Origin of the sequence: Prevotella sp. khp1, assembly GCF_900102205.1 — a bacterium.
Lineage (GTDB): Bacteria > Bacteroidota > Bacteroidia > Bacteroidales > Bacteroidaceae > Prevotella > Prevotella ruminicola.
The window spans coordinates 1,348,579-1,374,729 of sequence record NZ_FNJZ01000001.1 but is presented as its reverse complement, the minus strand read 5'-3'; the positions used below and the strand labels follow the sequence as shown (position 1 = coordinate 1,374,729).

Genomic DNA, 26,151 nt, shown 5'->3' with positions numbered 1-26,151 from the left:
ATAATGGCAACATTTAAGGAATTACTGAAATTATCATTTAAATCGGAGGATACTGAAGAGTGGTTGGACGTGCATTTCACACGTCCTATAGGACTGGTATTTGCATTGTTGTGGAACAAACTTGATATCCACCCCAATGTCATTACCATTGTATCGATATTCTTAGGCGTGGGCGCTGGTTGGATGTTTCATTACACCGACCTGCTGCATAACATCTATGGTGTACTGTTGCTGATGTTCGCTAATTTCTGCGACTCTACCGACGGTCAGATGGCACGTATCACTGGTAAGAAAACCCTGATTGGTCGTATGCTCGATGGTTTCTCGGGCGATTTGTGGTTCACTTCTATCTACTTGGGTATTGTGGCCCGCTTGTGGTATCAGACCATCCCTGGCACCGATATCGAGTGGCGCTTCTGGGGCTTCCTGCTGTGTGCCGCTGCTGGCATCGGTCTGCATGCCAAACAGAGCTCTCTGGCCGACTACTACCGTCAGATCCACCTCTTCTTCCTGTTGGGTAAGGATGGTAGCGAGTTGGATAACTATAAGCAGCAGCGTGCGCACTACGAGTCGTTGCCTAAGAGCGATGTGCTCTCGCGCGTGTTCTATTATAATTATGCCAACTACTGTAAGAGTCAGGAGCAGCGCACACCCAACTTCCAGAAGTTCTTTGCCGCTTGGAAGCAGCAACCCTCCGAGGATATCCGTCAGCGCCTGTTAGCAGGTAGTCGTCCTTTGATGAAGTACACCAACCTGCTCACCTTCAATGCACGCGCCATCACCATCTATGTCACCTGTCTGCTGGATTGCCCTTGGGTATATCCCTTGGTAGAGATTACCGTCTTCCAGGCCATGTATATGTACATGCACCACAAGCACGAGGCCCTCTGTGCTAAATTATAATTTTTACATTTTTACATTTTGTAATTATTACATTTTTACATTTTATAATTTTTACATTTTATAATGCTCAAGGGTTATATATTTGACTACGGTGGGACCTTGGATACCGGTGGACAGCATTGGGGGAAGGTGATTTGGCATGCTTACGAGCGCCAGCAGGTGCCTGTGAGCGAGGAGGCTTTTCGCGATGCCTATGTGCATGCCGAGCGCACATTGGGTAAGAATCCTATCATCCAGCCCGATTTTACGTTCTACAAAACGATAGAAACCAAAATCCGCATCCAGCTGGAGTATCTCCAGGAGGAAAATGATGTTTCTTCTGTCTCTTCTTATCTAAAACCTCTCACAGACAGCTTGTACGAGGCAACTGTGAAAGAGACTGCCAAGAGTCGCGAGGTGTTGCTGCAACTCAAACAGCAGTACCCCATGGTGTTGGTCAGCAATTTCTATGGTAACATCGCCACCGTGCTCCAGGAGTTCAAGTTGGATGGTATTTTCGATAAGATTATCGAGAGCGCCGTGGTAGGCGTTCGCAAGCCCGACCCACAGATATTTACCTTAGGCGTTGAGGCCCTGGGCATGCGCCCTGACGAGGTAGTGGTAGTAGGCGATAGTATGGATAAAGACATCATCCCAGCCGGTAAGGCGGGATGCCACACTGTATGGTTCAAAGGCGAAGGTTGGACCAACGATCCCGTTGATGAGTCCCCCGCCGGGAAAGTGATAACAGACTTAACACAGATTTTAGAAAATAATGAAGAGAAATATTGATTGGAAAACACAGTGGATACTGAGGGTGATAGTGATACTATTCACTATGCACTGTTCACTATTCACTGCATATGCGCAGCACACCATCAGCGGACAGATTGTGGATGCCAAGACCGGCGAGCCCATCCCCTTTGCCAGTGCCCAGTACCTGGGTCATGGGGTAGGAGTGGCTTCTGATATCGATGGCAACTTTTCGATTGTCCGTCATAATGGCTGGCAGCTTACCTTTACGTCGGTAGGCTACGTATCCCACACGGTACAGATTAACTCGGGTATCAAGAACGTCATCAAGATAGCGCTCAAGACCGATAATAAGATGCTGAAAGAGGTCACCATCAAAACCAAGCGTGGTCGCTACAGTCGTAAGAACAACCCTGCCGTCGAGATGATGCGTAAGGTGATAGCTGCCAAGAAGCAGACCGATCTCGACAACCGCGATTATTATCAGTACAACAAGTACCAGAAGATTACGCTGGCACTCAACGATTTCAAGCCCGAGGTGCTCGATTCACCCAAGTATAAGAAGAAACAGTGGCTCATCGACCAGATTGAGGCGTGCCCGTATAACAACAAACTCATCCTGCCCATCAGCGTGGATGAGACGGTTTCGCAAAAAATCTATCGCAAGAAGCCACACGACGAGAAGACGATTATCAAGGGTATCAACACCCAGGGTATCAACGACCTGTTCCAGACGGGCGACATCCTGAACACCATCATGAAGGATGTGTTTACCGATGTGAACATCTACGACGATCAGATCCGTCTGTTGCAGTACCCCTTCACCTCGCCTATCGGCAAGGATGCCATCGGCTTCTACCGCTATTATATCGAGGATACGCTCATGGTTGACAAGGACCTGTGCTACCATCTGCACTTCCTGCCCAACAACCAGCAGGACTTTGGGTTCCGTGGCGACCTGTATATCCTGGCCGACAGCAGTTGGCAGGTGAAGCGCTGCGAGATGACCATCCCTAAGAAGAGCGATGTGAACTTCGTGGAGAACATGCAGGTGGTGCAGGAGTTCACGCAGTTGCCCGATGGCGACTGGGTGCTGAGCGTAGATGATATGTTTACCGAACTCAAGCTGGCCAACTTCCTGCAGAAGTTTGCCGTCATCCGTAACACCCGTATCAACGATTATGCCTTCGACGAACTGCCCAAACAGCTGTTTAAGGGTACGAAGAAAGAGGTGAAGGATGTGAACGCCATGATGCGTAGCGATGAGTTCTGGAACCAGTATCGCCAGGTAGAGCTCACCAAGGCCGAGAGTCAGATGGATCAGTTTGTCAATGGCATGCAGAATGTCAAGGGCTTTAAGTGGGTACTGTTCGGTTTGAAGGCTCTGGTCGAGAACTTTGTGGAGACAGGTACCAAGAAGCACCCCAGCAAGGTGGATATCGGTCCTATCAACACCATGATTACCAAGAATATCATCGATGGTATTCGTACGCGTATCTCTGCCCAGAGTACCGCTAACCTCGATTCCAACCTGTTCTTCCGTGGCTACGTGGCCCGTGGTTGGGACTCTAAGAAGTGGTATTACAAGGGCGATGTCATCTGGTCGTTCAATAAGAAGGAGTACCTGCCCCGCGAATTCCCGCAGCGCACGCTCACCTTCTCATCTACCTACGATGTCATGTCGCCATCCGATAAGTTTATGCACACCGATAAGGATAATGTGTTTACCGCCTTTAAGTGGAGCAAGGTAGATAAGATGATGTTCTATAACCGCCAGTCGGTCACCTTCGAGCGCGAGGAGGACTGGGGCTTCCGTACCACACTCTCCATGAAGCTCGAGGAGAACGAGGCTGCTGGTAGTCTGTATTTCATCCCTATGTCGATGTCGTCTGATCGCAGTCTGTGGACCAACTGGAGCCATCCTACCTTGCCCCCGGTAGAGGGATTCAGCACAGGCGTACTGCCAGTGCGGTCGCAGAAGATCCGCACCACCGAGTTGCGTGCCGAGTTGCGTTTTGCTCCTGGCGAGACCTTTATCAACACCAAGCAGCGTCGCCTGCCTATCAACCTCGATGCCCCTGTGTTTACCGTCAGTCATACCCTGGGCTTGAAGGATGTGCTGGGCGGACAGTATAGCTACAACTATACCGAGGGCTCTATCTACAAGCGCTTCTGGCTCAAGTCGTGGGGAAAGATGGACTTCAATATCAAAGGTGGTATCCAGTGGGAGAAGGTGCCTTTCCCCTTGCTCATCATGCCCGAGACCAACCTCTCGTATATCGTGCAGGACTATACCTTCGAGGCCATCAACAACATGGAGTTCCCCACCGACCGATTCCTGTCGGGACAGGTCAACTGGGATATGAACGGTAAGATTCTCAACCGCATCCCCCTGTTGCGTAAGCTCAAGTGGCGTGAGTGGATTGGCTTCCGTGTACTGTGGGGCGAACTCAGTGATAAGAACAATCCCTACAAGGATCACAACATCGGCAACCCTATCCTCATGTATTTCCCCGAGGGTAGCTACGTCATCGACCCCAAGCGCCCCTATATGGAGCTGAGCTTAGGATTGCACAATATCTTCAAGATAATTCATGTGGAGTATATCCGCCGTTTGAACTACAACGAACTGCCCACCGCCCACAAGCATGGGGTGCGTTTCATGGTGCGAGCCACGTTCTAAAAACGGTTTAAAACACGTATAAAAATAAAAAGCAAGAGTGTCATCCCGACAGTCTTGCTTTTCCATTTTCTAACTAACTTATTATCAACTATTCATTACTCATTTCTGATTTTGCTGGTGCAAAGGTACGAAGAAAAATACTCGAAATCAATACATTAACGCAAAAAATCACACGTAAACGTTTGCGATTTTCAAAAAAATGTGTACCTTTGCAACGTCACATGATACGAATGTAGAAATGGTAACAAATAAACGTAGAACCTCACTCAAGGATATCGCTCAGGAATTGGGCGTCAGTATAGCTACTGTCAGTCGTGCCTTGCGTAGTTCGCCCGAGATTGGTGCGGCCATGCAGGAGAAGGTGAAGGAGCTGGCACGTAAGATGAATTACCGTCCCAACCCCTTTGCGCAGAGTTTACGTAAAGAGGCGCCAAGAGTCATCGGTGTGGTAGTGCCTAACCTGGTTACGCACTACTATTCGGCTGTGCTCGATGGTATCGAGGACGAGGCCCGTAAGGCCGGTTACTCGGTCATCAGCGCCAACACCCACGAGGATAGCGAGCTCGAGGTGAAAGCCATCGATAACTTCATCAACCTGCATGTCGAGGGCATCATTGCCTGTCTGGCGCAGGATACGCGCGACTACAGTCACTTCGAGGAGATCTACAACATGCAGATACCCATGGTGTTCTTCGGGCGCACCTGTTTGTCGGATAAATTCTCGTGTGTCACCGCCAATGGCGACATTGCTGCCCAGCAGGCCACCCAGCACCTCATCGATACCGGTAGCAAGCGCATCGCCTTTATCGGCGGTCCTAACCACCTGGATATGGTGGTGCGCCGTAAGCATGGCTATTTAGAGGCTCTGCGCGAGAACCGTATCCCCATCGAGCGCGACCTGGTGGTATGCGAAAAGATTGATTTCGACTGGGCCCTGGAGGCGGCTACCCGATTGTTGCAGATGCCCAACCGTCCTGATGCCATCCTGGCCTTCAACGATATCATCACCTTCGCAGCTTTTACGGCTATCAAGCAGCTGGGCCTGCGTATCCCCGACGATGTGGCGCTCATTGGTTTTACCGACGATGTGCATGCGGGCTATGTCACCCCACGCCTTTCGGCCATTGTCGATCAGAGCTACGAGATGGGTACCGAGACCTGCAAACTGCTGTTGAAGAATATCAATGGCGACAGCCATATCTACAAGAAGATTGTGCCGCAGAAACTGGTCATCCGCGAAACATCGGCTAAGAAATAAAAATCCTTTTGATAGTATATATATGAAACGTCTACTTACCTATATCCTCTGTCTGTTCTGCCTCACAGCAAGTGCGGCAACAGCCGTCATCCCCGACATGAAGTTCCGTCGTATGGATGCCCGCGACGGTCTGTCAAACTCACAGATCAACTACCTGTTCCAGGATTCGCGTGGCTTTATCTGGATTGGCACCTCGTACGGTCTGAACCGTTACGATGGCTACCGTTTCCGCATCTATTACTCCAATGCCACCGATACCACCTCGCTGCGTAACAACCTGGTGGACCAGATCTGGGAGGATGCCGATGGTATGCTGTGGCTCAAGCAGGGCATGAACTACAGTCTGTTCAACCCCTTTACCGAGCAGGTAAACCGCAACCCTAAATCAGTGTTGTCGCAATGGGGTATCAAAGGTAATATCGACCGTTTCTTTGTCGATTCGCAAAAGCGCTTCTGGGTTAAGACCTACGACGAGGGTTTGTATTGCTACAACCCGCGTAAAAAGAGCTATAAGCTCATCAAATATGGCTACGAGCAGAACGAGATACCTAAGGAGTACAACTTCTCTAACTTTGCCGAGTGGAACGATAAGCTGCTGGTCACCTCAACCGATGGCGACCTGATGATTATCGATGGCGAGAAGGGCGAGATTATCCAGCGCGACGACTTTATGAAGCTGAATGGCGGACAGTCGAGTCAGGCCTATAACTGCTATGTGGATAAGCATAGCAACTACTGGGTGCTGAACGTGGGCCATGTGTTTGTGTACGACCAGAAGGATAAGAAATGGTACGCCCATCTCAACGATTATCTGGCACAGTATGGTGTACCCCCTCTGCCAGCAGGTCTCGAGGTGTGGGATGTGTGCATGGACCAGCGCGGTTGGATGTGGCTGGCTACCGACCACATGGGTATCTTTGTCATCGACATGAAGCGTGGTGAGGTCAAGAACTTCGTCCATAACAAGTACGACGCCACCTCTATCAGCGAGAACACTGCGAAAAAGTTGATGCTCGACCGCTCGGGCAACATGTGGATTGGCTGCTATCGCAACGGCTTGAACCAGTATATCGAGAAACTCCTGGGCTTCAATACCTTAGAGGTGGGCGACGTGAACACCACCTGTGTGGATGCTGCTGGCAACTGGTGGTTTGGTACCGACAACCGTGGTATCATCAAATACCTGCCAGCCACTGGCGAAATCGAGGTCTATGATAAGGCGCGCTGCGGCTTTGCCAGCGATGTGATGGTGTCCAGCTGTGGCGCCAAGGATGGCTCGGTATGGTTCGGAACCTATAATGGTGGACTCATTCACCTTTCCAACGGACAGGTCAGGAACTACACCATGGCGAATACCAGCGGAAAATTGATCAATAACAACATCTGGTCGGTTACCGAGGATAAGTGGGGCGACATCTGGATGGGAACCCTGGGTAGTGGTGTGCAGCGCCTCTCTACCAAAACCGGACAGTTCCGCACCATCAACTCACATAACTCTACCATGCCCGAGAACTTTATGACCACAGCCACCTGGAATGCCAAGGGCTGGCTCATGGTGGGTCACTCGCAGTATTACTCACTCATCAACCCCGTGAGTAGTAAGGTGGCCAACATGAAGATTCCTACCGTCGAAGGTCAGCAGGCGGCCATGCCTTCTTCTACCTGTGTCTTCGAGGATAGTCGTGGTCTGGTATGGCAGGGCTCTACCTCAGGCTGTTGCATTGTGGATTGGAAGAACAATACGCAGACCTTGCTGGATATGAACAGCGGACTGATTGGCTCAAGCGTGGTGGGTATTGCCGAGGATAAGCAGCACACCATGTGGGTGGTTACCGAGTATGGTGTATCCAACGTGGTAGCTAAGAAGGACGACCAGGGCCAATGGACCTTCAATGTGCGCAGCTTCAGCACCAAGGATGGTCTGCAGCAGGGCCCTTACAACCAGCGTTCTATCTGCATCACCCACGACGGTCTGGTGCTGGTTGGTGGTGTGAATGGCGTGGATGTCATCAACCCCAAGCTGGTTACTAATATCGATAACAACGAAACACCTATCTTCAGCGGTCTGAAACTCTTCGGACAGCAGTTGGGTATAGGCGAGGCTTACGATGGTCGCGTCATCCTCGAGGAGGACCTCAACGTGAGCAAGGAACTCATCCTGCGCCACTACGAGAATCAGTTCACCATCCAGTTGGCCACCGACAAGGGCGAGATGCACAACGAGTCGCGCTTCGTCTATCAGCTCGAAGGCTTCAGCGATAAGTGGATTAAGACCGAGGAGAACGATCCTAACATTACCTATATGTCGTTGCACCATGGCGACTATATCCTGCATGTGCGCATGCTCAATGCCGATGGCACCATGGGCGAGAACGAGGCCACCCTCAAGATTACCATCACCCCGCCGCTGTTGCGTAACCGTTGGATTATGGTCATCTTCCTGGGGCTGGTACTCTTAGGTGTGTTCATCTGGCGTAGGTTCTTCCTCAAGCGCCAGGCCGAGAAGACCGAGCGCGACTATCTGCGCATGGAGGTGATGAAGAAACAGTGGATGGCCGAGATGCGTGCCGAGCTGCAACAGCAGCAGGAGAACGATCAGAAGGCTCAGGCCGAGGAACTCTACAACGAGGCATGGAGCATCGAGGAAACGGTGAAGAAACCTCACGACCTGCAGCACTTCATGAAAGAGCAGTGCGCCCAGTTCAAGGCACCGCTTGGCAAGCATGTCAAGTTCTCGTTCTTCCCATTGGCCAACGACCTCACCGTCGATTTCGACCGCGATCAGATGGCACAGGCCGTACAGATGCTGCTCAACAGCTGTGCCCTGTTCTCACCAACCGACTGCCGCATCAAGGTGTTTGTCGATAAAACCTCTACCTCCGGCTCTATCCGTATCTCGGATAATGGCGTGGGTATCCCCGAGGGTGGCGAGGAGACCATCTTCGATCCCATGGTGAGCGACGACGACTCGGGCATCAGTCTGTTCTTCGTCAAGGCCATTGTCGAGATGCATGGTGGTACCATCACTGCCGAGAACAACCCCAGTGGCGGTTCTATCTTCACCATCACCCTGCCCGTAGAGCAACTGCCCGAAGAAGCGGTGATGCTTGATGATGATTAAACATTAAAGATTAAACATTAAAGGCCTCGATTAAGCGAGTGCACAGCCAAGCTTGCTTGAGCTTTGCCGAGCGTGAGAGGGCTCGATACGAAGTATCAACATTATTAAGCAAACAATAACTAAGTAATGAAACGAATTAAGATTTTAGTGTCTGGCTTGCTGCTATCCTCAACCATGATGGCAGCTGTGGTGCAGACCAATGGAAACAATGTGACTATTACGCCTGATGGTGGTCAGGCCAAGGTAGTTTACCTTGAGGTGATTAACAATCAGATTATCCGTGTGCGTGCCACCAGTAAGGATGCGTTGCCTGTTAAGCCTGCCTCGCTCATCAGGGTACCTGTGGCAGCACCTGCCAAAGGCTCTTACACCATTACCGACGAGGGCGATAACGTGGTGGTCAGAACACAGAAGGTAAAGGCTGTGGTACAGAAGGCCACTGGTCAGATTACCTTCTTCGATGCCTCTGGCAAACAGCTGCTCAAGGAGGCCCAGGAAGGCAAGAAGTTCTGGGACTTTACCGTACCTGAGCGCGAGTTGGGTATGAAGACGGGCTATACCGTTCCAGAGGAGCAGAAGCATGGTCTGTCGTGGCAGATGAAGTTCGACAGTCCCGACGATGAGGCTTTCTATGGCCTGGGTCAGCACCAGAGCGAAGAGTTTAACATGAAGGGAAAGAACGAGGATCTGTTCCAGTATAACACCAAGGTCAGCATTCCTTTCGTACTCTCTAATAAGAACTACGGACTGCTGTGGGATTCTTACAGCTACTGTCGTTTTGGTAACCCCAACGATTACCTGCAACTCAATCGTGCCTTCAAACTCTATGATAAGAGTGGTAAGGAGGGTCATCTCACCGGCACCTATATCGATGCCCGTGGTAAAAAGCTGGTCCGCGACGAGGACTCTATCTATTATGAATATGGTACGCCCGAGAAATCGCTCATTGCCCAGCAAACCGATAATGGCGGCATCAAAAACTTCCCCAAAGATATCAATCTCATGGGAGCCACCGTCACTTACGAAGGCTTCATCGAACCCCAATTGTCAAATGGTAAATTGTCAAATAGTCCATTGTACCAGTTCATTCTGTATTACTCCGGCTACGTAAAGGTCTACATCGACGGCAACGAGGTTGTCCCTGAGCGCTGGCGTACCGCTTGGAACCCCAATGCCTATAAGTTCTCAACCGAATTGCAGCAGGGCAAGCGTGTGCAGTTGCGTATCGAGTGGCGACCCGATGGTGGTGAGGCTTACTGCGGACTGCGTGTGGCTGAGCCCCGTAGCAAGCAGGAGCGCGAGCAGCTCAGCATCTGGAGCGAGATGGCCAAGGATATGGACTACTACTTCATCGCTGGCGACAACCTCGATCAGGTGGTCAGTGGTTATCGCACCCTCACTGGTAAGGCGTCGCTCTATCCCAAGTGGGTGTTAGGCTTCTGGCAGAGTCGTGAGCGTTACAAGACACAGGACGAGATTGAGGGAACTCTCGCTGAGTTCCGTAAGCGTCATATCCCCATCGATAATATCGTACAGGACTGGAACTACTGGCCCGAGAATCAGTGGGGTTCGCACCAGTTCGAGGCATCGCGCTATCCTAATCCCCAGCAGATGCTCGACAACGTACACCAGATGCACGGTCGCTTTATGATTTCGGTATGGCCTAAGTTCTATTGCAATACCGACAACTACAAGGAGCTCGATGCCAAGGGTTGGATGTATATCCAGAGCCCCACCGACGATATCCACGACTGGGTAGGCCCCGGCTACACCAATGGCTTCTACGACGCCTACGACCCCGGCGCCCGCAAGCTGTTCTGGAATCAAATGGACAAAGCCCTTTATTCGGGGCTGGGAAAATGGTCAATGGTGAATGGTCCGCTCGACCCGAAGGGGCGCTTGCTACCAAAAGGGACGCAAGAATGTTCAATGGTAGATGCTTGGTGGATGGACGCCTCAGAGCCCAATGTACGCGACTGCACTCCCATGTGGTACCGCAAAGCCCTGAGTGGCCCCACAGCCTTAGGCACCTCAACCGAATATTTCAATGCCTACTCAACCGTGAATGCCGATGCCATCTACAATGGTCAGCGTTCTGTTTGGAAGGGTAAGCTTAACGAGCCAAGAGTATTCCTGTTGACACGTAGCGGATTTGCTGGCGAGCAGCGTTATTCTACCGCTACCTGGAGCGGTGATATCGGTACCCGTTGGGAGGATATGCGTGCCCAGATGACGGCTGGTTTGAACTATTCTATCTCTGGTATTCCTTTCTGGGGTATGGACCAGGGTGGCTTCTGTGTCGAGAACCGTTATGTGGCTGCCCAGCAGTTGTACGATCGCACCAAGGTGGAGAACGAGGACCTGAAGGAGTGGCGCGAGCTGCAGACCCGCTGGAACCAGTTCGGCACCTTTATTCCTTTGTTCCGTTCGCATGGTCAGTGGCCATTGCGCGAAATCTGGAACATCGCCCCTGAGGAGCACCCCGCCTACAAGTCGTTTGTTTACTACGATAAACTGCGTTACCGCCTCATGCCGTACCTCTATTCACTGGCTGGTTGGGCACACTTCAAGGATTACACCCTGATGCGCCCTTTGGTGATGGACTTTAATGGCGATCGCGAGGTAGAGAACATCGGCAACCAGTGGATGTTCGGTCCCGCCCTCATGGCCTGCCCCGTAGGCTACTACAAAGCCCGCAACCGCAGTGTCTATTTCCCCACCCAAACCGCTTGGTATGATTTATATACTGGAGAGATGATAATCGATGCCGAACCTAATGTTTCATCTTTAATGTTTAATGTTTCATCTTCGGGCCGCAGGCTCGTGGTAGATGCTCCCTACGAGCAGATACCAGTGTTCGTTCGCGCTGGCGCCATCATCCCATTCGGTCCTGAGATGGAGTGGAGCGACGAGAAGCCCGCCGAGCTCATCCATCTCTACGTCTATGCCGGTCAGGATGGCTCGTTCCAACTCTACGAAGACGAGGGCACCAACTACAATTACGAGAAGGGCAAGTATGCCACCATCGACATCACTTACGATGATGCTACCCGTACCGTTTCGTTTGGTGCGCGCAAGGGTCAGTTCGCTGGCATGCTCAAGAATCGTCAGTTCAATATTGTACTGATATCAAAAGAGCATCCCCAGCCGCTCAACCTCGACAACCCATCGGGCAAGCTCGTTTCTTACAACGGAAAGGCTATCACCGTCAAGTTGTAATCTGTGAGATAGCAATACACAAGTTATCTTGTTAAAATAGTCTAAAAAAGCGATATGTTGGTTGCAACGTATCGCTTTTTTTTGTACTTTTGCAGACTTTTTCAGAGTAACGATATAAATATGAGGCAATTAAAGATTCAAAAAAGTATTACCAACCGATCAAGTGAGGCACTCGACAAGTATCTTGTAGAAATCGGTCGTCAACCCCTTGTCACTATTGATGAAGAGATTGAGCTGGCTCAGGCCATCCGTCGTGGCGGTCCTGAGGGCGAGAAGGCGAAGGAACGCCTGGTAACAGCCAATCTGCGCTTCGTGGTGTCTGTAGCAAAACAGTACCAGCATCAGGGATTGACACTCACCGACCTGATCGACGAGGGAAATATAGGACTGGTAAAGGCAGCCGAGAAGTTTGATGAGACACGCGGATTTAAGTTTATTTCTTATGCCGTATGGTGGATTCGTCAGAGCATTCTGCAGGCCATCGCCGAGCAGAGTCGTATTGTGCGCTTGCCCCTGAACCAGAGTGGCGCTCTGAGCAAGATTAATCAGGAAATCAATAAGTTCGAGCAGCAGCACCAGCGCCGCCCATCTGTTACCGAGCTGGCTGAGCTCACACAGATTGAGGAGTCGAAGATTGAGCAGACTGCCAAGGCCGATAGTCACCACATGAGTATCGACGCACCTTTCGGTGAGGACGACGACAACTCAATGGCCGACATGCTGAGCAGTGGCGAGGATACCCGTACCGACAAGCTGGTGGATTACGAGTCGCTCACTTCCGATCTGGACAATGTACTGCGTAACGTACTGAAGGATCGTGAACTCAAGATTGTCAAGGAGTGCTTCGGTATTGGCTGTCAGGAGCGTGGTCTCGAGGAGATTGGCGCCGAGATGGGACTCACCCGTGAGCGTGTACGTCAGATTCGTGAAAAGAGCATCACCAAACTGCACGACAGTGGTTATGCACGCATCTTGATGAAATACCTCGGCTAATAGGCTTATTCGCTTATTGGCAGTGTAACAATAAACTGGGCGCCATCTGTATAGGTGGTGTCCAGTTCTACTTTTCCACCCAACTGTTCGGCCAGTCTTCTGCTCAGTGGCAGTCCCAGTCCGATACCTTCCTTAAAGTTATCCAACTTCACAAAGCGGTCAAAGATATGCTCCGCCTCTTCAGCGGGTATGCCATAGCCGGTATCGGTTACCATCATCTGCAGCTGGTCACCCTCCTGTTTGGCATGGATGGTAATGCAGCCCTTCTCGGTATATTTCACGGCATTGTCCAATAAGCAGGCAAATATACGGCGCAGCATGTTCTCGTTGGTCTTCAGCGTAAGGTCGTCGGCCAACTCTGTCTCCAGTTTGATGTCGGTCTCGTCGGTCACGTATTCCTTGTACTCTGTCTGTAATCCACGCAACAGGTTGTTGATGTTCGTCACATCGTCCTTGCTCATCTTTTCGGTACTCTCAATCAGCGAGAGACCGATAATCTCGTCGATGAGGATGGTCACCTGACGGGTACTCTTCTGCATCATGGTCGATATGTGCTTGCGCTCTTCGGGATCAGCAGCCAAATCAGGATCGGCTATCACCTGGGCAAAACCCGTGATGATGTTCAGCGGCGTGCGCACCTCATGACTCACGTTCTGGATAAACGCCGTCTTCATCTTCTCCGACTCCATGGCCTTTTTATACGCCTTGCGCAGTTCCTTCAGGTGCTTTTTGCGTATCTGCACGATATATACCAGGGCGATAATCAGCAGTGTCAGTAGCAGGATAGCACCCATCAGGGCGGTGGTACGTACGGTAGCCGCTTTCTTCTCGGCTTCGTACAGCTCTACCTGTTCCTGGATACCCTGCATACTATTGGTCAGCACCACATTATCTATCGAGTCGCTGGCCAGCGATTCCTTCTTAAACGATTTGTAGGCCTCCTCCCATCTGCCGGCACGCTCGTAAATCAAGGGGATGGCATCGGCACCCTCGTCACCCAACTCGCGTTTGGCATATTCGATGGCCTCGTCAACCTTACCGGTGGCAGCCAGATAGTAGGCCTCCATGCTACGTCCGTGAACCGACGACAGACCTTTCCGCTCGCCCTCCTTATACACCTTGTAACCCTTTAGGAACTGGTCTATCTTACCTTCGTTATAGTAGGTCAGTGTCTTTCGGGTCTCGATGTCGAACACCCGTTCGGGCGAGTATTTCTTGGCTATCTCCTTGGCCTTGTCCATCAGGTCTAATGCCTCCTGAGCGTCATCGTCTATGGCCACATTGATGATATTCATGTAGATGGGCGGGATACTCTCGTAGTAGCCGTTCTTCTCCATCATCTCTACCACCTCGTACCAACATTTCTTGGCAGCCTCCTTGTTACCACAATAGCGGTTGATATGACCCATCATGTTCACGGCCATATACATCTCCTTGGTCAACTTCTTTTCGCGCAACTCCTTCGACAGCTCCTGGGCTTTGGTGTACGCCTCGAAAATCTTCTGGCGGTTCATCTCAAAGATAATGTCATTGCACCGCTGCGTGTAGTAGCCGTGCAGGTCATTATGTTCCAGCAGATAGTTCTGCAGGTTCGTCAGATGTGTATAGAATCGGGCACTGTCGCCATCGTTAAACGCATGGCTCATGGAGTCGCGAAGTTCTATGTATTTCGCGTCTTTCTTATAATCTATATTTGCGTGGCTGGCACTCGTTCCAAGTAATAGCGCTGCAGCCAAAAGGATTCGTCCTATATTCATAAATCTTAGGTTAGTCGGTATTCTTTTCTGCAAAAGTACAAACTTTTCTATAATTACCAAATAAATTTGCCATTTTTTATCGTTAAAATAAAAAAATCCGTGCAATCCGTGTTATCCGTGCCTAAAATTGCTTATCTTTGCACCGTCAATAAAAAAAGCGTTATGAATAAGAATTTGATTTTAGCCCTTATAGCAATGCCTTGCTTGTTAGCAAGTTGCGGTCAGAAAAAGCAGCACGATGATATCATCGTACAGCATACCGAGGCGCCCAAGCCTCAGGCTCCCATCCGTATGCAGGATTATAAAGATGTAAAGGATGTGCAGTGGTTGGGCAAGCAGTACCAGGTTGAGGTGTCGCGCACAGCCGACGATTCTTTGCGTATGGTGAAGGACGAGAACGGACAGAAGTTCGTCGATAACCGCATCACCCTCAAGGTCATCCGTACCGATGGCAGCGTGTTCTGCACCAAGACCTTTACCAAGGCCGCTTTCGAGGGTTGTCTCGACGACGACTATCGTAAGACCGGTATCCTCGAAGGTTTTGTGTTCGACAAGGCCGAGGGCAACCAGCTGTTCTTTGCCGCCAGCGTTTGTCATCCCCAGACCGATGAGTACATCCCATTAATCGTCACCGTCAGCAACTTCGGCGAGGTAGGCATCTCCCGCGATCAGGATCTAGAGTAATGAAACAGCGTCGTCGTAGTATTTTGGTAGTCAGTGTCGTGCTGGCTTTGTTGGTGTTAATCGGTTTGCTGATTCGCTGCCAGCTTCTGCCAGGGGACAGGTTCCTGGCAGCTGATTCAGATGCCAGGAACCTGTCCCCTGGCAGAAGTATCGATACCGTCCCCATGCTCATCATGCAGGTCCAGAAATGCTCCAAACTCTACACCGCCGAGTATCGCGTGCATAAGATTGTCACCCACGACGATGCCTTGCGCCTAAAGGGCCAGTTGATGAGCAAGCAGTTCAACCTCAAGGTGCCCCTGGCCGACAGAAAGATTGCCATCCCCATGGATGCTAAGATCAAGGCCTATATCGATTTCTCGGAATTCTCCGAACAGAACATCGAGCGTTCTGGCAATCAGATTACCATCATCCTCCCCGATCCACAGGTGGTGATGACCAGCTCTAAGATTGATCAGAAGAACGTCAAGCAATATGTAGGTCTCACGCGTGCGCATTTTAGCGACGAGGAGTTGGCCAACTATCAGCAGCAGGGTAGGGAGGCCATCCTGCAGAGCATCCCCGACATGGGCATCGAAGAAACCGCCCGTGCCAATGCAGCTAAGGTCCTCGTTCCCATGCTCACCCAGTTGGGCTACGAGGAGCAGAATATCACCATCGCCTTCCGTAAGGACTTGGATTTCCGTCACAAGTATCAAGGCTTAATACGCTTTGAAGATTAGAGTTATGAAGAAGATAAATATCATCATAGGTGCAGTTATAGTCATCGCTGTTATCGCGATTTTCTTCTGGGTTAAGAGCGTCCTGAAGAGCAACTATATCGAGATTGGTTCTAACGACAAGATTGAGCCCACCCCCACGCAGATCCAGAGCATCAGGGACATTGGTGAGTGGGAGTTCCTCTCTATCTCTGCCGAAGAGATGGTCGACACCGTCCGTAAGGGTTTCTTCTCCGACGATGAGTTGGTCCGCATCTATTACGGCACCCTCCGTCTGGGCATCAACATGCAAAACCTAAGCGAGGACGCGATACGCGTCCAAAGTGACACCCTCCAGGTAACCTTACCCAAGGTCACCCTCCTGGACAAAGACTTCATCGACGAAGCCAAAACCAAGTCGTTCTACGAGAGTGGCAAATGGACTCCCCAAGCCCACCAGGCCCTCTATCAAAAAGCCCACCGCCAGATGCTAAAGCATTGCCTCACCAAAGAAAATGTTAAGACAGCTGAGGTTAATGCCGAAATCCAAGTTTCAAATCTGTTCAAGAGCTTAGGCTATAAGAACGTAGTTCTTCATTTCGAGTAATCCCTGCCAGGGGACAGGTCACTTTAAAACTTTAATAAATTAACCATATTTAATAAGCGAGAGTGCAGAGTTTAACAAAAACTTTTTATCTTTGCAACGAAAAAACTTTTGGAGGTTATATGCAACAGCAAGTCTGGACAATGAAAATCAGACCTCATGAGAGATTGTGGCACATCAATCTAGGCGAAATCTGGCGTTATCGCGACCTGATAGAACTATTCGTCAGGCGCAATATCGTCGTACAGTATAAGCAAACTATCCTTGGTCCGCTTTGGTATCTGATACAGCCCATTTTGACCGTCATCATGAATATGGTGGTGTTTGGAAATATCGCAAAGATGAGCACAGACGGTATGCCTCAGGCCCTGTTTTATATGGCAGGCAACATTTGTTGGTTCTACTTTTCAAACTGTCTGAACCAGTCGTCAAACACGTTTACAGCCAATCAGAATATGTTTGGAAAAGTCTATTTCCCACGTTTGGTGGTGCCCATCGCTGTGGTGATATCAAATCTGCTTAGATTTGTCATACAGGTAGGACTCTTTGTGGCACTCTATCTCTATTTCTTTATGGCAGGTTCTCCGATTGCCCCCAATTGGGCTATTCTGCTTACGCCCCTTTTGGTCGTGATGCTGGCAGGTCTTGGTCTTGGCTTTGGCATTCTGATTTCCTCGCTCACCACCAAGTATCGCGACTTTTCCATTCTCTTTACATTCATCGTCCAGCTCTGGATGTACGCCACCCCCATTGTCTATCCCATTAGTATGGTGGAAGAAGGAACGCTTCGCACGCTGATTATGGCCAACCCGATGACCTCCATCATTGAGGCTTTCAAGTATGCCACATTGGGACAGGGCTATTTCTCTTGGTTTGCCTTAGGTTATAGTTTCCTGTTTATGAGCGTGCTGTTGCTGTTCAGCGTTGCTATATTTAATAAGGTACAACGTAATTTCATGGATACTGTATGAAGGCTATTGAATTTAATCATGTAGGTAAGCAGTATCGCTTGGGAGTAGTCTCAACAGGTACGTTCAGCCATGACCTGAACCGTTGGTGGACCATGAATGTGCTGGGCAAGGAAGATCCTTATCTTAAGATTGGCGATACCAACGTTCGTTCCACAAAGGGCGAAAGCGATTTTGTATGGGCGCTGAAAGATATTAGTTTCAGTGTGGAGCAAGGCGATGTGATGGGTATTATTGGTAAGAACGGCGCAGGTAAGAGCACTTTGCTGAAGCTACTTTCGCGAGTGACGGCTCCCAGTGTTGGCGAGATTAATGTTTGCGGGCGCATCGCCTCATTGCTTGAGGTAGGCACAGGTTTCCACCCTGAAATGACTGGTCGTGAAAATATCTATATGAATGGTGCCATCATGGGCATGACCAAGGCAGAGGTCACCCGCAAACTTGACGAAATTATCGATTTCTCTGGTTGCGAGCGCTATATCGACACGCCAGTCAAGCGCTATTCGTCGGGTATGAAGGTACGCTTAGGTTTTGCTGTTGCCGCTCATCTGGAGCCTGAAATCCTTGTAGTCGATGAGGTGTTGGCTGTTGGCGATGCCGAATTCCAGAAGAAAGCCATCGGCAAGATGCAGGATGTATCGAAAGGCGAGGGCAGAACCGTTCTTTTCGTGAGCCATAATATGGCTGCTGTTCGTAACCTCTGCCAGAAGGGTGTAGTTCTTCGCGATGGTATGACCGATTTCATTGGTACTGCAGATGAAGCTATTGATCATTATCTAGCTACGGCCTCTACTCAGTTAGAGGGACAGAAGTTAATGACAGATTATATTACCGACTGCAAAAACTTTTTAAAAATCAATGAGATACAGATTAATCATACTCCCTATAATTCTACCTATCTGACTCATGATCAGGAAGTTCTCGATATACAGATTAAAGGACATACTATTGAACCCATGAAGTGCGAGATAAAAATGATTATCAAAAAACTAGATGGAACCCCTATGGCCTCTCTTATTGAAGGTCGTTATACAGGAAAACTATATGATATTGAGCGTGGAGAATTCACTATTCAAAAACATATCCGTCTTCCAAAGTATATAGCTGATGGTAATTATTTGATAGATATTAATCTTCATGAGCCATATGTGCAGAATTTCTTTTATGCACAGAATTGTATGACTCTTCATATTGAAGGTTTCTACAATCAATTTGCCAAACCAATAGTTTTATCCACAGAGGGATTTATTGGATTAGAGTCTGTTTAATAATATTTATGAAAAAGAATTATCAATCAACAATCCGAATATGAAATATAAGTTATTATCTGTGGAAAAAAATAACGGTTGGACTAATATTGGCGATTATATTCAGGCGTTGGCTGCGTCTCAATTTCTTCCTTCTGTTGATGGATATGTAAACAGGGAGGAATTATCACAATATGATGGAGAAGAGAGTGTGGTCATTATGAATGGATGGTTTATGCATTTTCCCAATAATTGGCCACCAAGTAAGAAAATCAGTCCCATTTTCCTCAGTTTTCACATTAATAAAAAAGCATCGGATAAAATGCTAACTAATTCTGGAGTAACATATTTGAAAGAGAATGGCCCAATAGGCTGCAGAGACCTATACACCCTCAATTTGTTAAAACAGAGGGGGGTCGAATCATGGTTCACAGGATGTTTAACACTTACTTTGGGAAATAAATACTCTTCAGGTGAGAAGAAGGAAAATGTCTATTTTGTTGATCCTTGTATACCAAAGCCCACAAAACAAGATAGAGTGATGAGAATTGTTGCTTTACTTTGTCATCCATTTCTTGTATATAAGATATCGAAAAAGCTATCAAACCAAGGGAACCATAATAGTTTTAGAAATAGAATTTCCAGATCATCTCAGTTTATTCGAGCCTATTCAAAGGTATTTACTAAGAAATGCCTAAAAAATGCCAAATTCATAGAGCATGTAAGCAATCGTTATGATGTTTGGTCAAATGAAGAAAAACTGTATGAGGCAGAGATACTAATTAGATTGTATTCTCGTGCTAAATTTGTTGTAACAAGTAGACTGCATTGTGCCTTACCTTGTTTGGGCCTTCAAACTCCTGTCTATTTTACTCAAGGGGGTTCATGTAATGAAGAAAGTGATTGTCGTTTTGTTGGAATAACAGAATTGTTTAATAAGATAACAGTTTATTCAAATTCTATTTCCTGTGATTTCGATTATAAAGGGAAACTATCCGAAACTAACATTGTTGCGAATAAAAAAAACTGGGAACCCTTGGCAAAGGATTTGTCTGCTAAATGTACACAATTAATTTCTAACATCTCAAAAAAGAACGATTAAAAATGAAAGATATGACCTATGCATATTACATTAGTTAGTATTATTGTCCCAGTATATAATGTGGCCCCTTATGTTGAAGACTGCATTAGGAGTGTTATGCGCCAAACGTATGATGGAGGGATGGAGTGCATTATTGTGGATGATTGCGGTACAGATGATAGTTTGGCAATAGTAGACAAAGTCATCGAAGACTATAACGGCCCTATTACTTTCAAAATCCTCCATCATACTCACAATCGTGGACTTTCCGCTGCTCGCAATACAGGAATGGATGCCGCAACAGGGGATTATCTTTTCTTCCTCGACAGCGACGATGAACTGACTGATGATTGCATAGAGAAATTGTCGGAGCCATTAAATAAAGAGTTGTATGATATAGTCGTTGGAGATGCTAACGCATATAAGAAAGATGAAACAGGTCATTGGCAAAAAACTTCTTTCTGGGAATTAAATATTTCTGAAAATACACTTTTAAGAGGAACCTCAATTTTAAAAACTTTCGGCAAGAAGTGGAAATGGTCTGCATGGAGTAAACTGTATAGCAGGAATTTCGTAAATTCGTATTGTATTCGATTTCAAGAGGGACTTCTATATGAAGATGTTTTATGGGGATTTATGATTGCAAGTTTAGCTTCTTCTGTTTATTTATTAAATCAATGTACATATATATATAAAAGTAGAATGGGGAGTATTACTCAGCCGTTCAATAAAAGGATTCAGATTGAATCACTTCGTGTGATTGTACAGGAAATGGGTGACTTTATTGTAAATAATAAAATAAATAAGGAGGTATCATTTCCAATTATAAAAAAGTATTTCTCTGAGGTTGTAAATTATTATTCAAGCTCTCTATCTTGTTATGTGGCAGTTTATAAACAATTACGTATACATGTTAGAATCAATATGAAGGAATTGATGCTAGTTAATCATTATAGTTTGAAGATTTTTTTACACGACCTTCATTATTTGTTGCCAGTTTTTATAGCTCCATATTGGCAATATGGTATTTATCATTGTTTACGCCCACTAATCCATAAAATTAAGAAGACATGAAATGCGATTATTATTTCTCCGACTGTTTGAACCGGTTGTTATCCACGTTTTCGGCAGACGATTACGGTCTAGAGTGAGATGCCGTCAATGTTTTTAGAAAAGATTGTTCTTTGTAATCATCAATGGTTATGATATATCTAAAAAAAATACTTAATACCTATTTGAGCTTTCTAAAGCCCATAATAGTGGGAATATATAATGCTTGTTATATTCCTATAAGAGGAATTTATAATAGACGTTGGACACAGTACACTAGAACAGGAAAGATTGCCTTATGCTGTATTGCCAAAATGGAGAATGACTATATTAGATTCTTTGTTGAATATTATAAGAATCTCCATTTCGATAAAATCTTCATCTATGATAATAATGACCCTGACAGAGAAAAATTTGAAGATGTAATAAATGATTATATTCAGAGTAGCTTTGTTGATATTGTTGATTTTAGAGGCAAGGAGCGTGTTCAAATGTCTGCTTATCAAAATTGTTATGATAAGCACAATAAGGAGTATGATTGGATTGCTTTTTTTGATATTGATGAGTTTTTGACTTTCTCTGACGAGAATGATGATATTCACAGATTCCTTAATAAAAAGAAGTTCTTGCCTTACCAGTTAATGCATATCAACTGGAGAGTCTATAGTGATAACGACCTGTTGGATAATGATGGAAGAAATGTGGTTGAAAGATTTGTCGAACCACTTCCTGATGAAGATCCAGAAAATAGTCATATAAAGACTCTTATACGTGGCGGACTATCATATATTAAATGGGAGAATCCTCATACACCGTTTAGTGATAGCTATCATTGCTGTAACCCTTTAGGAGAGCCTGTTAATACTAATTCCCCTTTTCAAAACTATGATTTCAGTGTCGCCTTTATTCGTCACTATTCAACGAAAACGATTGGTGAGTGGGTAAGGAACAAAATGAAGCGTGGCTTAGGAAATCATTCCGTAGCCGCATCGAAAGAAATCCTTAATTTGGATTTTTTCTTTAGATATAATCGAAGAACTGATGAGAAGCAATTATATGCTGAACGTATTTTAAAAGACGAGTTAGAATGAATTAGATTAAGAAAAATGGCATTATCAATGTTTATGAAATATCTAAAAAAAATACTTAATACCTATTTGAGCTTTCTGAAGCCCATAATAGTGTGGATGATTAAAACGTGTTGCACACCTATAATAGGTTTTTATAATAGACGATGGACACAGTACACTAAAACAGGGAAGATTGCATTATGTTGTATTGCTAAGATGGAGAATGATTATATTAGATTCTTTGTTGAATATTATAAGAATCTACATTTTGATAAAATCTTCATCTATGATAATAATAACACTGACGGAGAAAAATTTGAAGATGTTATAAATGATTATATTCAGAGTGGCTTTGTTGATATTATTGATTTTAGAGGCATGGAGCGTGCTCAACTGTCAGCTTATCAAGATTGTTATAATAAGCACAATAAGGAGTATGACTGGATAGCTTTTTTTGATATTGATGAGTTCTTGACTATCGCTGATGGGAATGATGATATTCACAAGTTCCTTAATAAAAAGGAGTTCTTGCCTTACCAGTTACTCCACATCAACTGGAAAATCTATGGTGATAACGACTTGTTGGATAATGACGGAAGAAATGTGATTGAAAGGTTTGTTGAGCCACTCCCCTATAATACAAGAATGTATTCAAGAAATCTTCCTGAAAATAATCATATTAAAAGTATAGTCCGTGGGGGGCTGTCGTATGTGAGATGGAACGACACGCCACACACGCCAATATGTATAGGCTATTATTGCTGTAACCCCTTAGGAGAGCCTGTTAAGACAAATTCCCCTTTTCAAAATTACGATTTCAGTGTCGCCTTTATTCGTCACTATTCAACAAAAACGATTGGTGAGTGGGTAAAGAACAAAATGAAACGTGGTATACCTGATCGTTCAGTCGAGTCATGGAAAGAAATCCTTAATTTGGATTTTTTCTTTATGTATAATCGAAGAACTGATGAGAAGCAATTATATGCAGAACATATTTTAAAAGACGAGTTAAAATGAATAATCCATTAGTATCTGTTATAATACCCAATTATAACCATGCGCAATTTCTGGATGAGCGCATTCAAACAGTGCTCAACCAGACTTACCAGAATTTTGAACTGATCATTTTGGATGATAAGTCAACAGATTGTAGTTTGGAAGTTATCAATAAGTACAAGAATGATCCGCATGTGACTAAAATTGTAGTTAATGAGGAGAATAGTGGCTCTACCTTCAAACAATGGCACAAGGGCTTTGAACTAGCGAAAGGGGATATTGTCTGGATTGCCGAGAGCGATGATTCTTGTGATACAAAGTTACTGGAGGTCTTAGTTCAGGGGTATTTGGAAAGCGATGCCGTATTGGCATTTTGTAAGTCATGTAAATACGATGTCGATGGAAATAGATGTTGCTATTTTCCTCACGACAAACTGGTCAAAAGTTTCTCCATGACTGGCCATGATTTTATAAAAGAACATATGATTCATGGAAATATCGTGGCCAATGCCAGTTCTGCTATTTTCAATCGTCAAGCAGCCCTTTCTGTAGATAGGAAGTATATGTCTATGCAAGGAGAGGGGGACTGGTTGTTTTGGATAGAACTCATGCAATTGGGAAATGTATTTTTCTGTAAGGAAGAATTGAATTATTACAGATTATTTCCATTGAATACAACAAAGTCGCTTAAATATAGAGGTATATCTCAAACGGAACATAAGATAGTATTTGACTATCTTGTAAATAATGGCTATATTGAGCACTCCAATATTTGGAAAGAGAGGGTGAGATACCTAAGTTTTTGTATTCATGAAAGATATGAGTCAAGAGCGATAAAAAGGAAAGTCCTGAATGCATGGGACAAGAATAGACTAGGAAGATTGTATATCTGCGCCAAGAATTTTGCAAAATTCCTACTCTCTGTCTGGGATCTGTTCTAAACCTATAAATATGATTTCAATTGCACTTGCAACATATAATGGAGAAGAGTTCCTTCGTGAACAATTAGACTCTGTTCTGAACCAAACCTTTCAGGACTTTGAAATAATTGTCTGCGATGACTGTTCCAAAGATCAAACTTTGGCAATTTTAGAAGAGTACAAGAAACGGGATGAACGTATTTCGGTTTATAAGAATGATTGTAAATTAGGATTTATCAAGAATTTCGAAAAAGCAATCAGGTATTGCAAAGGAGAGTATATTGCCTTATGCGATCAAGATGACCGATGGGTGCCTGAACATCTATCTATATTGTTAAACATAATCGGGGATAAACCTATAGCGTGTGGTAATGCTCGATTTATAGATAGATATGGAAACGACCTTCGTTCGACATTAATAGATCGTGATCATTTAGTTTTGCCCATAATGTCTGGAACAGATCTACTTTATCGACTTTTCTTTTACCGTAATACATTTCAGGGAGCCTCGATGCTTATTAATAGGAAGTTTCTAGAAGTAGCATTGCCTATACCTGAAGTCGCAAAATACCATGATTTGTGGCTTTCCATTTTGAGTTGTATGTATGGCGGTCTTGCTTTTACCTCAGAAATCGTAAATGAGTATAGGCAACATGGAAATAATTACTCGAATTCAAGCGAAAAAGGTACCAACCGATATAAGCATTTCTGTTATACCCTACTCATAAATGTATATTCAGATTATCGTATGGATATTATTAATGAATTACTCTCTGGTAGATTTGTTTTTCCTGATAAAAATATAGAACTTATCAAGATATTTAAAGAAAAATTGATAAATGCTCGATCAATATTTGGGAGGTTCTGGAATATTCCTTTCTTGGTTGCCCATTTAAAGAAGATTTATTGTTAGTTTGCTATGGTGAATCAAAACATATGGAGATGGATTAGGCCAGTCCTGAGGCCTGTGTTAGCGGTAGGAATAATGATTATCTTCTATCTGCTACGCGTATTTCCAATTAAAAAGAATAAGGTGATAGTTTGTGTGTCAGCAGGCCAGCGTTATGATGATAACCAGAAGTTCATCATAGAAGAATTCCATAAGCTTTGCCCTGATGCAGACATCGTTTGGGCGAAGGATCCGAAATATGAATATGAGGTGCCTGTGTGGATGAGAACGATAAGATGGTATAGCATGAGATGGATATACGAACATGCAACAGCTAAGATATGGACTAATAATTGTAGTGTACCAGACTATTTTGTGAAGCGCAAAGGACAGATGTATATCGAAACCTGGCATGGCGGACTGGGCATAAAAACGGTGGCAAGAGATTGTGATGGCCAAGTAGGAGATACTATTGATAAAACGTTGTTTCTGAAGAATGCCTCGGATATGGCGGATGTGTATATATCGAATTCCGACCATCTCTCAAAGATTTATCGTAGGGCATTCAGATATCATGGCCCTATATGGAAATGTGGCTACCCCAAGAATGATATGTTGGTGAATGGGGATCCTGAGGATGGCGCAAGGGCTCGAGAGGAGTTAGGCATCCCCGAGAACCACAAAATATTGCTCTATGCACCCACATGGCGAGAGCGATTTACGCTGGAACAGAGAATAGATATGGAGGTGTATAATCTTGACCTGCAACGATTGAAAAAGTTGCTGCCAGATAAGTTTGGAGGCGAGTGGACAATGCTCATCAGATTCCATCCCAATTTAAGACTCTATTCGAAAGGTTATCAGGAGTCGCATCCTGAGGTAAAGGACGTAACGGATTATCAGGATATGCAGCGGCTGCTAATGGCGACAGACGTAATGGTGAGCGACTATTCTAGTTGTATCTTCGATGCAGCTCTCAGGCGCATTCCCTGTTTTACATACGCCACTGATTTTGAACAGTATAAGTATGAGGAGCGTGGCGTGTATTACGAAATGGAAGAACTACCATTTCCCTACGCCAAGAATAACGACGAGATGGAGCAGAACGTGAAAACATTCGACATGAAGGATTATCTAAAGAAGTGGGACGCTTTCGCCGTAAGAATGGGACAGAATGAAACTGGCCATTCGGCTAAGGACATCGCACAGAAGATGGCAGATTTCCTAAATGGAAAGACTGTAGAATGGCCCAACGATTATCCAATAAATAATAACTAA

General features: G+C 46.0%; 20 protein-coding genes. 19 read left to right on the top strand and 1 reads right to left on the bottom strand.

The annotated features are described in order from the left end of the window. The first annotated feature begins 3 nt into the window (after positions 1-3). The 7 genes from BLR73_RS05780 to BLR73_RS05750 all read left to right on the top strand — a co-directional run bounded on the left by BLR73_RS05780 (position 4) and on the right by BLR73_RS05750 (position 12,909). Positions 4-903 carry a CDP-alcohol phosphatidyltransferase family protein gene (locus BLR73_RS05780; RefSeq protein ID WP_091859918.1) on the top strand — a complete coding sequence of 300 codons (900 nt, stop codon included), beginning with the start codon at positions 4-6 and terminating at the stop codon, positions 901-903. A 63-nt stretch (positions 904-966) separates the two neighbouring features. Continuing rightward, positions 967-1,674, top strand: a complete 708-nt coding sequence (locus BLR73_RS05775; RefSeq protein ID WP_091859916.1) for an HAD family hydrolase — start codon at positions 967-969, stop codon at positions 1,672-1,674. Then, positions 1,658-4,318, top strand: coding sequence for a DUF5686 and carboxypeptidase-like regulatory domain-containing protein (locus BLR73_RS05770; RefSeq protein ID WP_091859911.1), 2,661 nt, complete (start codon positions 1,658-1,660; stop codon positions 4,316-4,318). Before BLR73_RS05775 ends, BLR73_RS05770 begins: the two co-directional genes overlap by 17 nt. A 238-nt stretch (positions 4,319-4,556) precedes the next feature. Next, positions 4,557-5,576 carry a LacI family DNA-binding transcriptional regulator gene (locus BLR73_RS05765; protein ID WP_013065421.1) on the top strand — a complete coding sequence of 340 codons (1,020 nt, stop codon included), beginning with the start codon at positions 4,557-4,559 and terminating at the stop codon, positions 5,574-5,576. Between the two features lie 22 nt (positions 5,577-5,598). After that, entirely contained in the window at positions 5,599-8,697 is a 3,099-nt protein-coding gene (locus BLR73_RS05760) for a ligand-binding sensor domain-containing protein (protein ID WP_176763629.1), read from the top strand. 126 nt (positions 8,698-8,823) lie between these two features. Continuing rightward, a complete protein-coding gene (locus BLR73_RS05755; RefSeq protein WP_091859905.1) occupies positions 8,824-11,916 on the top strand; it encodes a TIM-barrel domain-containing protein in 3,093 nt (1,030 codons plus the stop codon). Positions 11,917-12,036: 120 nt separating this feature from the next. Beyond that, on the top strand, positions 12,037-12,909 hold the full coding sequence (locus BLR73_RS05750; RefSeq protein ID WP_013064420.1) for a sigma-70 family RNA polymerase sigma factor: 873 nt from the start codon (positions 12,037-12,039) through the stop codon (positions 12,907-12,909). 5 nt (positions 12,910-12,914) lie between these two features. Here the strand turns inward: BLR73_RS05750 and BLR73_RS05745 are convergent, their stop codons facing one another. Then, positions 12,915-14,666 carry an ATP-binding protein gene (locus BLR73_RS05745; protein WP_091859902.1) on the bottom strand — a complete coding sequence of 584 codons (1,752 nt, stop codon included), beginning with the start codon at positions 14,664-14,666 and terminating at the stop codon, positions 12,915-12,917. A gap of 162 nt (positions 14,667-14,828) precedes the next feature. Here BLR73_RS05745 and BLR73_RS05740 point away from each other — a divergent pair, with 162 nt between their 5' ends. From BLR73_RS05740 to BLR73_RS05685, 12 genes are all read left to right on the top strand, one after another. Then, entirely contained in the window at positions 14,829-15,350 is a 522-nt protein-coding gene (locus tag BLR73_RS05740) for a DUF4738 domain-containing protein (protein ID WP_091859899.1), read from the top strand. Beyond that, a complete protein-coding gene (locus BLR73_RS05735) occupies positions 15,350-16,072 on the top strand; it encodes a DUF4230 domain-containing protein (protein WP_091859896.1) in 723 nt (240 codons plus the stop codon). The genes BLR73_RS05740 and BLR73_RS05735 overlap by 1 nt, the downstream gene beginning before the upstream one ends. Before the next feature lie 4 nt (positions 16,073-16,076). Continuing rightward, positions 16,077-16,655, top strand: coding sequence for a DUF4230 domain-containing protein (locus BLR73_RS05730; protein WP_233456402.1), 579 nt, complete (start codon positions 16,077-16,079; stop codon positions 16,653-16,655). 119 nt (positions 16,656-16,774) lie between these two features. Further along, positions 16,775-17,623, top strand: a complete 849-nt coding sequence (locus BLR73_RS05725; RefSeq protein WP_091859890.1) for an ABC transporter permease — start codon at positions 16,775-16,777, stop codon at positions 17,621-17,623. Further along, entirely contained in the window at positions 17,620-18,888 is a 1,269-nt protein-coding gene (locus tag BLR73_RS05720; protein WP_091859887.1) for an ABC transporter ATP-binding protein, read from the top strand. The genes BLR73_RS05725 and BLR73_RS05720 overlap by 4 nt, the downstream gene beginning before the upstream one ends. A gap of 40 nt (positions 18,889-18,928) precedes the next feature. Then, complete coding sequence (locus BLR73_RS05715) at positions 18,929-19,969, top strand: polysaccharide pyruvyl transferase family protein (protein WP_091859884.1); 1,041 nt, start codon at positions 18,929-18,931, stop codon at positions 19,967-19,969. Positions 19,970-19,987: 18 nt separating this feature from the next. After that, positions 19,988-21,022, top strand: a complete 1,035-nt coding sequence (locus tag BLR73_RS05710) for a glycosyltransferase family 2 protein (RefSeq protein WP_091859881.1) — start codon at positions 19,988-19,990, stop codon at positions 21,020-21,022. A gap of 290 nt (positions 21,023-21,312) precedes the next feature. Continuing rightward, entirely contained in the window at positions 21,313-22,089 is a 777-nt protein-coding gene (locus BLR73_RS05705) for a glycosyltransferase family 2 protein (protein WP_176763628.1), read from the top strand. Positions 22,090-22,104: 15 nt separating this feature from the next. Next, complete coding sequence (locus BLR73_RS05700; protein WP_091859875.1) at positions 22,105-23,085, top strand: glycosyltransferase family 92 protein; 981 nt, start codon at positions 22,105-22,107, stop codon at positions 23,083-23,085. After that, on the top strand, positions 23,082-24,005 hold the full coding sequence (locus tag BLR73_RS05695) for a glycosyltransferase family 2 protein (RefSeq protein WP_091859872.1): 924 nt from the start codon (positions 23,082-23,084) through the stop codon (positions 24,003-24,005). Before BLR73_RS05700 ends, BLR73_RS05695 begins: the two co-directional genes overlap by 4 nt. Before the next feature lie 10 nt (positions 24,006-24,015). Next, positions 24,016-24,897, top strand: a complete 882-nt coding sequence (locus BLR73_RS05690) for a glycosyltransferase family 2 protein (protein ID WP_091859869.1) — start codon at positions 24,016-24,018, stop codon at positions 24,895-24,897. Between the two features lie 72 nt (positions 24,898-24,969). Beyond that, positions 24,970-26,151, top strand: coding sequence for a CDP-glycerol glycerophosphotransferase family protein (locus BLR73_RS05685; RefSeq protein ID WP_176763627.1), 1,182 nt, complete (start codon positions 24,970-24,972; stop codon positions 26,149-26,151).